The organism is Streptomyces sp. NPDC021225 (assembly GCF_044332865.1).
GTDB lineage: Bacteria > Actinomycetota > Actinomycetes > Streptomycetales > Streptomycetaceae > Streptomyces.
Genome location: NZ_JBIRPV010000006.1, coordinates 443,770 through 457,539 on the forward strand (window position 1 = coordinate 443,770; position 13,770 = coordinate 457,539).

A 13,770-nucleotide genomic window follows, 5' to 3' on the forward strand; every position below is an offset into this window, starting at 1 on the left:
CCCCCTGCCCATGCCCGCCGACCACCGACCACCGACGATCGGAGTCAAGAGCATGTCCCACCCCCCGTCCCGCCGCCACGCGCTGAGACTCGCCGCCGGGGCCGCGGCCACCGCCCCGCTCGCGTACGCCGTCCCGACGGCACAGGCCGCCCCGGCCGGAGCCACCCCCTCCGCGGTGTCCTCCCAGGCCGCGCGCGGGCCGTTGCCCGTCCCGGACACCTGGTCGGTACGCCCCTTCCCGCTGGACGGGGTGACCCTCGGCGACGGTGTCTTCCGCCGCAAGCGCGATCTGATGCTCGGCTACGCCAGGTCCTACCCGGCCGACCGCATCCTGGCCGTCTTCCGGGCCAACGCCGGGCTCGACACCCGCGGCGCCCGGCCGCCCGGCGGCTGGGAGACCTCCGACGGCAATCTGCGCGGCCACTACGGCGGCCACTTCCTCACCCTCATCGCCCAGGCGTACGCCGACACCAAGGAGGCCGCGCTCAAGACCAAGCTCGACTACCTGGTCGGCGCGCTCGGCGAGTGCCAGAAGGCCCTGGCGGACCACGGCTCGCCGAAGCCCAGCCACCCCGGCTACCTGGCGGCGTACCCGGAGACCCAGTTCATCCTGCTGGAGAGCTACACCACGTACCCCACCATCTGGGCGCCGTACTACACCTGCCACAAGATCATGCGCGGTCTGCTCGACGCGCACACCCTGGCCGGGAACGCGCAGGCCCTGGAGATCGTCTCGGGGATGGGCGACTGGGTGCACAGCAGGCTCGGCCACCTGCCGGCGGCCCAGCTGGAGCGGATGTGGTCCATCTACATCGCCGGTGAGTACGGCGGGATGAACGAGGTGATGGCGGATCTGTACGCCCTCACCGGCCGGGCGGAACACCTCGCCGCCGCCCGCTGTTTCGACAACACCACGCTGCTGAAGGCCTGCGCCGAGGACCGCGACATCCTGGAGGGCAAACACGCCAACCAGCACATCCCGCAGTTCACCGGCTATCTGCGGCTCTTCGACCACACGGCGAAGGAGGAGTACGCCGCCGCGGCCCGCAACTTCTGGGGCATGGTCACCGGCTCCCGCATGTACAGCCTGGGCGGCACTGGGCAGGGTGAGATGTTTCGCGCCCGTGACGCCATCGCGGCCACCCTCGACGACAAGAACGCCGAGACCTGCGCCACGTACAACATGCTCAAACTGAGCCGGCAGCTGTTCTTCCACCAGCCGGACCCCGCCTATATGGACTACTACGAGCGGGGCGTGACCAATCACATCCTCGCCTCCCGCCGGGACGCCCCCGCCACGGACAGCCCGGAGGTCACCTATTTCGTCGGGATGGGCCCGGGGGTGCGGCGCGAGTACGACAACACCGGCACCTGCTGCGGCGGCACCGGCATGGAGAACCACACCAAGTACCAGGACTCGGTGTACTTCCGCTCCGCCGACGGCGGCGCGCTGTACGTCAACCTCTACCTCGCCTCGACACTGCGGTGGCCGGAGCGGGGCTTCGTCATCGAGCAGACGAGCGACTACCCGGCCGAGGGCGTGCGCACCCTGACGTTCCGCGAGGGCAGCGGGCAGCTCGACCTGAGACTTCGTGTTCCGGTCTGGGCCACGGCGGGCTTCACCGTCACGGTCAACGGGGTCCGGCAGTCGGTCAAGGCCGTGCCCGGCAGCTATCTGAGCCTGAGCAGGAGCTGGCAGCGCGGCGACCGGGTCGCCGTCTCCGCCCCCTACCGTCTGCGCATCGAAAGGGCCCTGGACGATCCCACCGTCCAGTCGGTGTTCTACGGTCCGGTGCTGCTGACCGCCCAGAGCCAGGAGTCGGCATTCCGCGTGTTCTCCTTCTACAAGGACTTCACCCTCCGGGGCGATCTCGCCGACGCGATCAAATCCGGCGGCCGGCCGATGTACTTCACCACGCACGGCCTGACCCTCGCCCCGTTCCATGTCGGGGACGAGACGCGCTACCACGCCTACTTCAAGCGCTCGGAACCGGTCGTCGTGTTCGGCACGAAGAACTCGGGCGTACCGAACCGCGCCCGTGGCAACGGCCTCACGTTCCTGGACGTGCTCTGGGCGCAGGCCCCCTTCACGACCTCAGGCGTCTTCGTCCAGGCGGTACGCACCCTCGCCGACACATGGCTGTCCGAGGGGCTGTTCAGCCGCACCGAACGGGACAGCGTCGTGGCCGCCGCGGTCGGGGCGAACCTCAGGCACTGACGTACACCACACCCCCCACCATCCCCCCACAGGAGGAACGTCATGAGTACCTGGCGCAACAAGGCGGTCGTCGCCGCGCTGGTGGCCGCCGCGGTGGCCGGGCCCGGTGTCGCGCAGGCCGCACCGGCGGCCCCGGCGGCCGCCCAGAAGCAGGTGTCGGCGGCCACCATCACCTGGACGCTCGAACGGGCGAGCAACCCCACCCAGGACCAGCAGACGGCCTACAACCTGATCACGGCGGCCATGAGCGCCGCGGTGGCCCGGTACAACAACCTCAGCGATCTGGGCAAGAACATCACCGTCCGCTACGACCCCGGTGTGCCCACCGCCGACGGCAACATCAACGGAACCATCCGCTTCGGCAACCGCGCCTATATGACCGAGCGGACCGCCCTGCACGAGATCGCCCACACCATCGGCGTGGGCACCAGCTCGGGCTGGAACACCCTGTCCAGCGGCGGAGGCTGGCGCGGTGCGCAGGCCACGGCGCTCGTCAAGCAGTACGACGGTTCGGGCGCCACGCTGTCCACCGGTGGTGGCCACTTCTGGCCCTACGGCCTGAACTACGACAACGAGTTCTCGAACACGGCGGCGGATCGCCATGTCCGGATCGTCGCCGCCATGGTGCGTGACGGACTGTAGGTTCAGGACACCCCGAGCCGTGGCTCGCGGGTGAGGACCGCGGCCAGTCGGTGCAGGGCGGGGTTCGGGCTGTCCGGGCTCCAGCAGGCGTGCAGGGTCACGGAGTGGGCGTCGGCCGGGGCCAGTTCGCGGTACCGGACGCCGTGCACGCCCATCGTCATGATGGAGCGCGGTACCAGCGCGCACCCGAGCCCCGCCCGCACCAGCGCCAGCATCGTCGGCACCTGTGAGGTCAGCTGGCTGACCGCGTAGCGGTCCACGCCGATCATGGCGGCACAGATGTCGTGCAGATACCGGGAGCCCTCGGGGCTGTACCCGATGTAGTCGTCGGCGACGTCCGCGAGGGGCACGGGTTCGGTGGCGCGGGCCAGCGCGTGGCCGGCGGGGACGGCGAGCACCAGGTCCTCGGAGTGCACCAGGACCGACCGGTACCGCTCGGGGATCGGCGGCCGGACGAGGCCCATGTCGACCTCCAGATCGGCCAGCGCCGCGAACTGGTCCGGGCTGACGAGTTCCGTCAGCTCCACGGACACGTCGGGGAGGTGCCGGTTCACCAGGTCCAGGACGTCCGCGAGTATCGCGTACGCCCCGATCGCGGTGAACGCCAGCCGCAGCGTCCCCGTCCGGCCCTCGGCGGCGTGGCGGGCGGCGACCGGCGCCGCGTCGAGCAGGGCGAGGATCCGGCGGCAGTGGTCGAGGAGCGCCTGGCCCGCCGCCGTGATCCGCGCGCCACGGCCGGTGCGCTCGAACAGGACGACGCCCAGATTCCGCTCCAGTGCCTGGATCTGGCGGGTCAGCGGCGGCTGGGTCATGTTGAGCCGCGCGGCGGCACGGCCGAAGTGCTGTTCCTCCGCCACGGCGACGAAACCACGGAGCTGTTGCAGAGAAAGGTCCATGCCGTCAAGGTATCGCGCAATGCCAAATAGGGCTTGGACGGGCATAACAGCGGGTCCCTACGGTCGTGACAGTCATCGCACACCGACCCGGCCCGAGGAGCAAAGGTGTCCAAACTCGCCGTCGTCATGACCCCCGAGCGAGCCGCCGATGTCTGCGGCACCGACGCCCGGCGGCTGATCGCGGAACACTTCGAGGTGACCTGGGCCGAAGGCGAGCTCGACGGGGACGAGGTGGCCCGGCTGGCCGCCGGCTCCGAGGTGCTGCTGACGAGTTGGGGCACCCCCCATCTGGACACCTCGATCTGGGCCGGCGGCGGCGGCCCCAAGGTGGTCGCCCACGCGGCCGGCACGGTGAAGAAGCTCATCGACCGCGAGGTGCTCGACCAGGGCGTGACCGTCTTCTCCGCCGCGGGGCGGATCGCCTGGTCCGTGGGGGAGTACTGCCTGGCCGCCATGCTCACCCTCGCCCGCCGCCTGCCGCGGTTCGACGCCGCGGTGCGCGGCGGCGGCTGGAAGCAGAAGGACTTCAGGGGCGGCGAACTCGCCGGCCGCTCCGTGGGCATCGTCGGCGCCAGCTCCACCGCACGCGCCCTGATCACCCTGCTGAGGCCGTTCCGCTGCGACGTGGTGGTGTACGACCCGTACCTGGACGAGGCGGGGGCCGTCGCGCTCGGGGTCCGCACCGCCACGCTGGAGGAAACGCTCGGCTGCGCGTTCGTCTCCCTCCACGTACCCGATCTCCCGGCGACCCGGGGAATGGTGACCCGGCGGCTCATCGAGGCGATGCCCGACGGCACGATCGTGGTCAACTCCTCGCGCGGCCCCGCCGTCGACCAGGCGGCGCTTCTCGACCACGTCCAGTCCGGCCGGATCCTGGCCGCGCTGGACGTGTACGACCCCGAACCCCCGAGCCTCGACGAGTCCGCGCTGAGCTGCCCGAACCTCCTGCTCACCCCGCATATCGCGGGGGACACCACCCAGGGACACCTGGCGCTGGCCGGGTATGTGCTGGCCGATGTCGTGGACTGGCTCGGCAAGGGCGTCCGCGGCCCGAGCCTCGTCGATCCCGCCGCATGGCCGACCGCCGCCTGACCGCGCGTGCCCCACCCCCCTCAGGTCTCCCGTGAAAGGAACCACCTCCCCATGTCGCGCATCACGGCGGTCGATGTGTTCCCCGTGGCCGTGCCGTTCGCCCGCCGGTTCGTCCTCGGCAGCGGCACCGTCGGCACCCCGGACCAGGCGGGTTCGGTGATCTTCGTCAGGCTGACGACGGAGGACGGGGTCGTCGGCTGGGGCGAGCAGCGGGCCCTGCCGAGCTGGAGCTATGAGACCGCCGAGACGATCGCCGTCGTCATCAAGCGCCACCTCACCCCCGTTCTGCTCGAACTCACCCCGTTCGACGTGGAGCTGTTCCACGCGCGAGCGAACCGCCGACTGAGTCCGTCGGTGTCCAACGGCTTTCCGTTCGCCCGGGCCGCCGTCGACATCGCCATGCACGACGCGGCGGGCAAGCTGGCCGGGCTGCCGGTCCACGCCCTGCTGGGAGGCAAGGTGCGGGACACCGTTCCGCTCTGCTCGGCCATCGGCGTGGGCGACCCGTCCGCCGTCCGCGAGCACGCGCGGGCTTCCGGCCACTACCCGGCGTACAAGGTGAAGATCGGCGGGGATGTCGACGCCGACGCCGCCGCCGTCACGGCGGTCGCCGAGGTCGCCGCGGCCAAGCCCATCTGGCTGGACGCCAATCAGTCCTACCGGCCGAGCGCGCTCAAGCAGCTGCTGCGCGCGCTGCACGACGTGCCGGGCATCCACTGTGTGGAACAGCCCGTGCCGAGCACCGACACCCTCGGGCTCCAGCGGCTGCGGAGCATGATCGACCTCCCGGTCGCGATCGACGAGGGCAGCTTCACCGCCCAGGACCTGGCCCGCACCATCCGCCTCGACGCCGCCGACCTGGTGGTCGTCAAGCTCTGCAAGTCCGGCGGCATCCGCAACGCCCTGAAGACCGCCCAGGTCGCGCTGGCCGGCGGCCTGGAGGTGCTCGCCAGCGGGCTGACCGACTGCGGCATCGGCTTCGCGGCGGCCCTGCACCTGTTCAGCCAGCTGGAGCTGGCCCTTCCGGCCGAGTTGAACGGCCCCGAGCTGCTGGCCGATCTGTATGTCGACAAGCTGCACATCGACTCGGCCGTCGCGACCGTCCCCACCGCCCCCGGCCTCGGCATCGAGGTCGACGAGGAGCGCATCCGCGCCGAGTCCATGGACCTGGCCTTCGCCTGACCCGGAGCGTCCTCACCACGGCACGCCCTCACCACAGCACGTCCTTGAACAGCGAGGAGACGACGATGTCTTCCAGCCTGTCCCGCCGCACCCTGCTCAGGAGAACCGCCGCCGGAGGGCTCGCCGCCGCCGGCCTGAGCGGCTGCTCGTCCGGCCCGCCACCGGGCACCGCCACCTGGTCGATGTGGTCCAACGGCCCGGAGGAGGCCAAGGTCTGGGCCGCCTTCGGTACGTACGTCGAGCAGCGGATGCAGGTCGATTCGGTCTCGACGCTCACCCCGTCGGACAGCTACGCCACCAAACTCGACCTCCAACTGGTCAGCGGAACGGCCAGCCTGGTCACCGGCATCAACGGCTGGATGGTGCCCACCTACGCGGCGCGCGGCGCGTACCGGCCGCTGGACGACCTGATCGCCGAGGACCCGGACTTCGACCTCGACGACTTCTACCCCGCGATCCGGTCGATCTCCTCCTTCGCCGGCAAGACCTACGGCATCGGCTTCGACGTGGCGCCCACCGTGCTCTACTACAACAAGACGCTGCTCGACAAGCACGGCATCGACCCGCCGTCCCCCACCGAGCCCATGACCTGGGACACCCTCCGGGACCTCGCGATCGAGGTGAGCGGGCCCAAGGACAGCTACGGTTTCACCTGCGGCCCGGCCATCGACGACCTGGTGTCGTGGATCTACTCCGCCGGCGGCAACGTCATCAACGAGAAGGGCGACGCGAGCGCCCTGGACGCCCCCGAGGCCCGGGGCGCCATCGAATTCGTCATCGATCTGTTCGTCAGGGACCGGGCGACCCCGCCGATCACCAATCTGGTCAGCGCGAAAGCCAGCGGCAACGCCCTGGCCAACTTTCTCCAGGGCAATGTCGCGTTCATGCAGAACGGGCCCTGGCAGGTGCTCAACGTCCGCAAGGCGCCCTTCGAATGGGACATCGTCCCCTTCCCCGCGGGGCCCGCGGGCAGCAAGCCGCGCGTGTCGGGCTCCAGCTTCGGCATCCCCTCCGGCGTCAAGGGCTCCGACCTGGACCTGGCCTGGCGCCTGCTGAAGACCCTGACCAGCACCGGCGCGCTGGACATCTACGCCACGGCCGGGCGCAACAACCCGGCCAGGCGCTCGGCGGGCAGCGCCTTCAAGCCCCCGCCCGCCAACCTCGGCGTCGTCCAGAAGATCCTCAAGGGCGAGGTCGGCGGCGGCCACCCCTTCGACGTCACCACCAACTGGAACCGGGTGCGGCTGCTGATGGGCCAGGAGCTGCCACGGGCCTTCCTCGGCGATCTGACGGTCGCCGAGACCATCGAGAACATCAACCCGCGGCTGAACGTCCTGATGCGTCAGCACCGGGACGCCGTCCGCCAGGCCGACCGGCGCGGTGAGTGAGGATGACCATGGCTGTCGAGACCAGCACCGCCGCATCCCGGACCCCGACTCCACGGCCCCCGCGCCCCCGACGGCGCCGCTCGGACGCGTTCGCCGCCTGGCTGTTCCTGCTGCCCAGTCTGGTGGGGTTCGTCGTCTTCACCGCCGGCCCGGTGATCGCCGCGGGGGTGATCTCGCTGCTCGACTGGAATCTGTTCAGCCCGCCCAGCTTCGCGGGTCTTGACAACTTCACCCGGCTGGGACCGGACTCGACCTTCTGGTCGGCATTCGGCAACACCCTGTACTTCACCTTTGCCAGCGTGCCGTTGACCCTGCTGGTCAGCCTGGCCCTCGCCCTGCTGCTCAACCAGGGGCTCCGGCGCATCGCGGTCTTCCGGTCGCTGCTCCTGCTGCCCTACGCCACCATCACCGTCGCCGTGGCCTTCGTCTGGGTCTGGCTCTACATCCCGACCGACGGACTGGTCAACGCCGTGCTCGGCGTCTTCGGTATCAACGGCCCGGCATGGCTGATCTCGGACGACTGGGCGATGCCGGCGCTGATCGCGATGAGCGTCTGGAAGAGCTTCGGGTTCGGCATGGTGATCTTCCTCGCCGGGCTCCAGGCCATCCCGCAGCAGCTGTACGAGGCGGCCAGGGTCGACGGCGCCACACCGTGGCGGACCTTCCGCAGTGTGACGCTGCCACTGCTCTCACCGGCGATGTTCTTCGTCGTCGTCACCTCGATCATCAACTCGTTCCAGGTCTTCGACCAGGCACTGGTGATGACGGACGGCGGTCCGGGATCACGCACCACCACCCTCGTCATGTACATCTACCAAACGGGATTCCAGAACTACGAGCAGGGCTACGCGGCCGCGCAGTCGATCGTGCTGTTCGCCTTCATCGCGGTGATCACCGCGATGCAGTTCCTCCTCCAGCGGAGGCTGGTGCACTATGACAACTGACCTCCCCGTCCTCACGCCGCCGCGCCGCTCGCCCGTCGCCAGACGGAAACTGCTGGTGTTCACCTGCTTCCTGGCCACGGCGGTCACCCTGACCCCGATCGTGATGATGGTGCTGGTCGGCTTCCAGTCCGACACCGAGTCGATGGCGGCCAAGCCCTCCTTCTGGCCGAGCAGCTGGCACTGGGAGAACCTCGGCCGCGCCTTCGACCTGGTCCCGCTCGGCGACTATCTGCTGAACACCGTCATCTTCGCCGGTGGCACCACCATCCTGGAGACGATCACCGCGGCGCTGGCCGCGTACGCCTTCGCCCGGCTGAACTTCCGCGGCCGTGAGGTGCTGTTCGGCGTGTATCTGGCCACGCTGATGATCCCCACGCAGGTCACCCTGGTCCCGCAGTTCATCCTGGTGGCCAAGTTGCACGGGGTCGACACCTGGGCGGGGATGATCCTGCCGCACGCGTTCACCGCGCTCGGGGTGTTCCTGCTCCGCCAGTTCTTCCTCGGCATCCCCCGGGACTACGAGGAGGCGGCCCGCCTCGACGGGGCGAACCGCTGGCAGACCTTCACCCGGGTGATCATCCCGCTGGCCGTGCCGGCCATCGCCACCCTTGCGGTGTTCAAGTTCATCAGCCAGTGGAACAACCTGCTCTGGCCGCTGGTGATCTCCAACAGCGATGCCACCAGGACCGCCTCGGTCGGCCTCCAGGTGTTCCAGTCCACCAACGGAACCCAGTGGAACCTGCTGCTGATGGCGGCCACCATCACCACCGTCCCGCTGATCCTGATCTTCTTCCTCACCCAGCGCTGGTTCGTCAAAGGCATCACCATGAGCGGACTCGGAGGCCGCTGACCCATGACATATCTGTGGTCCGTCTTCACCAAGCCCTGGTCCGCCCTGCCCGGTGACGAGCTGGGCAAGCTGGTCTCCGGGCTCGGATTCTCCGGCGCCGAGGTCCCGGTACGGGACAGCGCCTATGTCACCCCGGCCGAGGCGGAGCGGCTGCTGCCGGCCTTCGCCGCCCAGCTGAGGGCCGAGGGCGTCGAGGTCATCAGCGTCGCGAGCGGCCTGGACGAGCCCGTCTTCGCGGCCTGCCGGGCGGCGGACGTACCGATGATCCGTGTCATGGCCGAGCTCGGCCCCGACGGCTACACCGCCTCCGTCCGCCGCTTCCGGAAGCGCCTGGAGGCCGCCGCGCCCCTGGTGAAGCGGTACGGCGTACAGGTCGGGGTGCAGCCGCACCACGGGCGCTTCGTCTCCTCCACGCTGGGCGTGATGGACCTCCTCGACGGGCTTCCGGCGGAGGGTTTCCGGGTGGTGTGGGACGCCGCACACGACGCGCTCGCGGGCGACGACCCCGGGGTGACGCTGCCGTTGGTCGTCCGCCGGCTCGGGATCGTCAACCTCAAGAACGTCATCCATGTCCCCGTCGAGCCCGCCGGGACGTCGGTCGGCGGCCACTGGAAACCGTGGTTCGTCCCCGGCGCCGAGGGGCTGTCCAACTGGTCCGCGGTCCTGGGCCGGCTGGCCGACCTGGGCTGGGCGGGTCCCGTCTGCCTCTCCGGCCAGTACTCCGACCCGAGCGTCCCGGTCGAGGAGCGCCTGGTGACGGATCTGGCGGCGGCACGCGCGGCGAGCGCCTGACGGCGCCCGAGCGGGGTGTGTGCGGCGCGTGCGGGGCCGTGTTCCATGGAGTGCCCCCTCCCCAGCGGGTGTTCCGGAGGATCGCTGTCGCCGTCGCGCACCCCGACCCGGAGGTCCGCAAGAACCGGGCTCCTGGACCCCCGGGGCGGAGGGCCCGCCGCTACGCGCGCCAGTCGTACCGGCGCTCCGGGCGGCCGGTCGAGCCGTAGCGCAGGGTCACGTCGGCGTGGCCGGTGTCGTGGAAGTACTCCAGGTAGCGGCGGGCGCTCACCCGGGAGACGCCGGTGGCGGCCGCCGCCTCGGTGGCGGAGAGCGTGCCGTCCGCGTCGCGGAGCGCGCGCTCGATCAGATCGGCGGTCTCCACACTCATGCCCTTCGGCAGGGCGCTGCCCGCGGGGGGTGTGAACGCCCCGGCCAGGACGCGGTCCACGTCCGCCTGGCCGCGGACGACGGTGGTGAGCAGCCGTCCGCGCCGGGTCGCGTACCGTTCGAGGCGGGGCTGGAGGTCCTCGTAGTCGAAGGGCTTGAGGAGGTAGTCGACGACGCCGTGGCGTACGGCGTCGCGCACCGCGTCGGCCTCGCGGGCCGCGCTGATGACCAGGACGTCGCAGTCGTGTCCGGCGGTGCGCAGCCGGGGGATGACGTCCAGCCCGAAGACGTCCGGCAGATACAGGTCGAGCAGGACCAGGTCGGGGCGCAGCTCGTCCACCGCCTTGATCGCCTGCTCGCCGGTGTGCGCGGTGCCGACGACCCGGAACGAGGGGACCCGTTCGACGAAGGTGCGGTGGACCCGGGCGACCATGAAGTCGTCGTCGACGACCAGGACGTCGATGGTGTCGGTCGGCTCGGTCATGGGGTAGCTCCTTCCGCCACCGCGTGGGTGGGCTGGCCGACGGACATGCGCGCGGTGAACATGGCGCCCTCGGCCGTATTGGTCACCGCGATCTCTCCGCCGCGGCGCTCACAGACGAGACGGGTCAGGGCGAGCCCGATGCCGCGCTCACCCTCCTGGGCGGCCTTGGTGGTGAAGCCGTGGGCGAAGACCTCCTGGGCCAGCTCGGGGGCGATGCCGGGCCCCGAGTCGCGGACCACGATCTCCACGCTGGCGGCGTCCTGCCTCAGCTCGATCTCCACCCATGCCTCGTCGGGCGGGACGCCGCCGTCGGGCTCGGCCGCGGTGGCCGCGTCGATGGCGTTGTCGACCAGGTTGCCGACCACGGTCGCCACATCCGCGGCGTCCTCCGGGGCGAGTCGGCCCAGCGCCGTGCGGTCGGAGATGCGCAGGGCGACCTTCCGCTCGGCGGCCTGGGCGGACTTCGCCATCAGCAGCGCGGCGACGGCGGTGTCGCGGACCCGGCGGCCGACGGTCATGTCGAGGGAGTGGCGGCGCTGGTTCAACGCGCGGATGTAGCACACCACTTCCTCCTGCTCGCCGATCTGGATCAGCCCGGAGATGGTGTGCAACTGGTTGGCGAACTCGTGCGCCTGCGCCCGCAGCAGCTCCGAGGTGCTGCGGAAGGAGCCGATCTCCCGCTCCAGGTGGGCCAGTTCGGTTCGGTCGCGCAGGGTGGCGACCGAGCCGAGCAGCCGTCCGTCCTTCGTGACCGTCATCCGGTTCATGACCAGGACGCGGCCGTGGCGGACGACGACCTCGTCACGCGCGTTCGCGGTGGTTTCCTGCGTCCCGGTCAGCACGTCGAGCAGCCGTCCGTCGATGCCGAGCTCGGCCACGGTCCGGCCCACGCAGTCCTCGGGCAGGTCCAGCAGCCGTCGGCCCATGTCGTTGACGAGGGTGAGGCGGTGCTGCGGGTCCAGGGCGACGACCCCCTCGGCGATGCCGTACAGCATGGCCTCGCGGTGTTCGGCCAGCCCGGTGATCTCGCGTGGTTCCAGTCCGAGCGTCTGCCGTTTGACGCGGCGGGCGAGCAGCCAGGAGCCGACGACGCCCAGCGCGCTGGCCACGCCGAGGTAGATCAGCAGATACGAGGACGCGCCGCCGAGCCGCTGCCACACCGTCGGGGACGCCTCGCCGACCATGACCGTGCCCAGCCTCCGGCCCGCGTCGTCCCCCGTCGTGCCGAGCACCGGCACCTGGGCCACCAGCTCCCGGTTGCCGTCCCAGTCCAGTGAGCCCGACCAGCCGCGGCCCGCGCCGACCCCCTCGCCGAGCGGCAGCCGGTCGCCGACCACCGTGGGGTTCGTCGAGCTGACGACGCGGCCGTCGCGGTCGGCCACCGTCACCGAGGTGACATCGGACTGCACCCGCGTGGAGAGCACCAGGGGGGCCAGCGCCTCCGCGGGCGCGGGCTTCACCAGCCGGCTGTGCACGAGGGGGTGGGCGGCCAGCTGCTCGGCCAGCGCGCTCACCCGGCGCCCCTCGACCCGGTTGAAGGTGGCCTCCGACTGCGCGAGCGAGACCGCGGCGACCGCCAGCAGCACCACCACGACGATGGCGAGCTGGAGCACCAGCATCTCGCCCGCGAGCGTATGGCGACGGAACACGGCGACCACGATGAATTCAATCTCTCCTGCCGACACAGCCTGGGCGACCCTCCCGCCAGGCCGCACAATCATGACGTCCGCCGTGCGCGAAGCGAAAGGGAGGTGCCATGAGAGGACGTAGCCGAGCCCTGTCCGGCACCCTCGCGCTCCTGGTCTCGCTGGTGGCCGGTGGCTGCGGCGTCTGGCCGGGCGCCGGGGGCTCCGATGGCGATCTGCGCGTCCTGGTGCCCAACACGGCCGGGGGCGGATACGACACGACGGCCCGGACCGTGGCCCAGGTGCTGGAGGAAACCGGAACCGCCTCCGATGTGCAGGTGTTCAACCTGCCCGGCGCCGGCGGAACGGTGGGCCTCCAGCGCACCGTCAACGAGCGCGGCAACGGCCGGCTCGCCCTCCAGATGGGCCTCGGGGTCCTCGGCGCGTCGCATGTGCTGCGCACGCGGGTGACCGTACGGCAGACCACCCCGATCGCGCGGCTGATCGAGGAGCCCGAGGCGGTGGTGGTCCGCGAGGACTCGCCGTACCGCACGGTCGGGGAGCTGGTCGCCGCATGGAAGGAGAGCCCGCGGCGCGTCACGGTCGGCGGCGGCTCCTCCCTGGGCGGCCCGGACCATCTGTTCCCCATGGAGCTGGCCGGGACCGTCGGCATCGCTCCCCGGCGGGTGAGATACGTCGCCTACGACGGCGGTGGCGGCGATCTGCTCCCCGCGCTGCTCGACGGCAGGGTCGACTTCGCCACCAGCGGCATCGGTGAGTTCCTGGGCCAGATCCAGGCGGGCCAGCTGCGGGTGCTCGCGGTCTCCGGCGACCGGCCGATGGCCGCGCTGCCCGGTGTGCCGACGCTCCAGGCGTCCGGCATCGACCTGGTGTTCCACAACTGGCGGGGGATCGTCGCGCCGCCCGGCATCAGCCCGGCGGACCGCGAGCGGTGGATCCGGGCGCTGACCGCGCTGCACACCTCACGGCAGTGGAAGGCCGAGCTCACCCGGCACGGCTGGACCGACGCCTTCATCACGGGCGACTCCTTCGCCGCCTATCTGACCCGGCAGGACGCCGTGGTGGCCGGCCTGGTCGCGCGCCTCGGACTCGACCGTCGTCCTGGCCGCGGCGGTCAGACGGAGCGGACGCGGTGGACGAACTCGGCCAGGTCGGCCGCCGACGCGTCGCCCCGTGACGTGGCGAAGTTGTCGACGAGCCGGATCAGGGCGCCGTACGCCTCGGTGTGGTCATAGGACACGGCGTCCGCGATGCTCAGCGACCACCG

General features: G+C 70.9%; 12 protein-coding genes. 9 read left to right on the top strand and 3 right to left on the bottom strand.

Annotated elements, in window-relative coordinates:
* The first annotated feature begins 52 nt into the window (after positions 1-52).
* Both ACH4S9_RS27825 and ACH4S9_RS27830 read left to right on the top strand, forming a co-directional pair.
* Positions 53-2,218: a beta-L-arabinofuranosidase domain-containing protein gene (locus tag ACH4S9_RS27825; protein ID WP_385337747.1), complete on the top strand. Its 2,166-nt coding sequence runs from the start codon at positions 53-55 to the stop codon at positions 2,216-2,218.
* A 42-nt stretch (positions 2,219-2,260) separates the two neighbouring features.
* Positions 2,261-2,860, top strand: a complete 600-nt coding sequence (locus tag ACH4S9_RS27830; protein WP_398374301.1) for a hypothetical protein — start codon at positions 2,261-2,263, stop codon at positions 2,858-2,860.
* A gap of 2 nt (positions 2,861-2,862) precedes the next feature.
* Here ACH4S9_RS27830 and ACH4S9_RS27835 read toward each other — a convergent pair whose 3' ends face one another.
* On the bottom strand, positions 2,863-3,756 hold the full coding sequence (locus ACH4S9_RS27835; protein WP_385337741.1) for a LysR substrate-binding domain-containing protein: 894 nt from the start codon (positions 3,754-3,756) through the stop codon (positions 2,863-2,865).
* A gap of 105 nt (positions 3,757-3,861) precedes the next feature.
* Here ACH4S9_RS27835 and ACH4S9_RS27840 point away from each other — a divergent pair, with 105 nt between their 5' ends.
* The 6 genes from ACH4S9_RS27840 (at position 3,862) to ACH4S9_RS27865 (ending at position 10,004) form a co-directional block, all read left to right on the top strand.
* Positions 3,862-4,848: a hydroxyacid dehydrogenase gene (locus ACH4S9_RS27840; protein ID WP_398374303.1), complete on the top strand. Its 987-nt coding sequence runs from the start codon at positions 3,862-3,864 to the stop codon at positions 4,846-4,848.
* A 51-nt stretch (positions 4,849-4,899) separates the two neighbouring features.
* On the top strand, positions 4,900-6,030 hold the full coding sequence (locus tag ACH4S9_RS27845; protein WP_311722195.1) for an enolase C-terminal domain-like protein: 1,131 nt from the start codon (positions 4,900-4,902) through the stop codon (positions 6,028-6,030).
* 65 nt (positions 6,031-6,095) lie between these two features.
* Positions 6,096-7,418 (top strand): ABC transporter substrate-binding protein, encoded by a 1,323-nt coding sequence (locus tag ACH4S9_RS27850; protein WP_398374305.1) that lies wholly within the window; start codon positions 6,096-6,098, stop codon positions 7,416-7,418.
* An 8-nt stretch (positions 7,419-7,426) separates the two neighbouring features.
* Entirely contained in the window at positions 7,427-8,362 is a 936-nt protein-coding gene (locus tag ACH4S9_RS27855) for a carbohydrate ABC transporter permease (protein ID WP_398374306.1), read from the top strand.
* Positions 8,352-9,212 carry a carbohydrate ABC transporter permease gene (locus tag ACH4S9_RS27860; protein WP_311722198.1) on the top strand — a complete coding sequence of 287 codons (861 nt, stop codon included), beginning with the start codon at positions 8,352-8,354 and terminating at the stop codon, positions 9,210-9,212. Before ACH4S9_RS27855 ends, ACH4S9_RS27860 begins: the two co-directional genes overlap by 11 nt.
* Positions 9,213-9,215: 3 nt before the next feature.
* Entirely contained in the window at positions 9,216-10,004 is a 789-nt protein-coding gene (locus tag ACH4S9_RS27865; RefSeq protein ID WP_398374308.1) for a sugar phosphate isomerase/epimerase family protein, read from the top strand.
* Positions 10,005-10,164: 160 nt separating this feature from the next.
* Here ACH4S9_RS27865 and ACH4S9_RS27870 read toward each other — a convergent pair whose 3' ends face one another.
* On the bottom strand, positions 10,165-10,857 hold the full coding sequence (locus ACH4S9_RS27870) for a response regulator (protein WP_311722200.1): 693 nt from the start codon (positions 10,855-10,857) through the stop codon (positions 10,165-10,167).
* Positions 10,854-12,515 (bottom strand): ATP-binding protein, encoded by a 1,662-nt coding sequence (locus ACH4S9_RS27875; RefSeq protein WP_398374442.1) that lies wholly within the window; start codon positions 12,513-12,515, stop codon positions 10,854-10,856. Before ACH4S9_RS27875 ends, ACH4S9_RS27870 begins: the two co-directional genes overlap by 4 nt.
* Positions 12,516-12,613: 98 nt before the next feature.
* Between ACH4S9_RS27875 and ACH4S9_RS27880 the strand changes: the two genes are divergently transcribed.
* Complete coding sequence (locus ACH4S9_RS27880; protein ID WP_398374310.1) at positions 12,614-13,738, top strand: Bug family tripartite tricarboxylate transporter substrate binding protein; 1,125 nt, start codon at positions 12,614-12,616, stop codon at positions 13,736-13,738.
* The last annotated feature ends 32 nt before the right edge of the window (positions 13,739-13,770 follow it).

Excerpts from the sequence above, each read along its gene's own strand:
- ACH4S9_RS27825 (WP_385337747.1), top strand. The coding sequence starts at position 53 with ATGTCCCACCCCCCGTCCCGCCGCCACGCGCTGAGACTCGCCGCCGGG.
- ACH4S9_RS27830 (WP_398374301.1), top strand. The coding sequence starts at position 2,261 with ATGAGTACCTGGCGCAACAAGGCGGTCGTCGCCGCGCTGGTGGCCGCC.
- ACH4S9_RS27835 (WP_385337741.1), bottom strand. The coding sequence starts at position 3,756 with ATGGACCTTTCTCTGCAACAGCTCCGTGGTTTCGTCGCCGTGGCGGAG.
- ACH4S9_RS27845 (WP_311722195.1), top strand. The coding sequence starts at position 4,900 with ATGTCGCGCATCACGGCGGTCGATGTGTTCCCCGTGGCCGTGCCGTTC.
- ACH4S9_RS27850 (WP_398374305.1), top strand. The coding sequence starts at position 6,096 with ATGTCTTCCAGCCTGTCCCGCCGCACCCTGCTCAGGAGAACCGCCGCC.
- ACH4S9_RS27855 (WP_398374306.1), top strand. The coding sequence starts at position 7,427 with ATGGCTGTCGAGACCAGCACCGCCGCATCCCGGACCCCGACTCCACGG.
- ACH4S9_RS27860 (WP_311722198.1), top strand. The coding sequence starts at position 8,352 with ATGACAACTGACCTCCCCGTCCTCACGCCGCCGCGCCGCTCGCCCGTC.
- ACH4S9_RS27865 (WP_398374308.1), top strand. The coding sequence starts at position 9,216 with ATGACATATCTGTGGTCCGTCTTCACCAAGCCCTGGTCCGCCCTGCCC.
- ACH4S9_RS27870 (WP_311722200.1), bottom strand. The coding sequence starts at position 10,857 with ATGACCGAGCCGACCGACACCATCGACGTCCTGGTCGTCGACGACGAC.
- ACH4S9_RS27880 (WP_398374310.1), top strand. The coding sequence starts at position 12,614 with ATGAGAGGACGTAGCCGAGCCCTGTCCGGCACCCTCGCGCTCCTGGTC.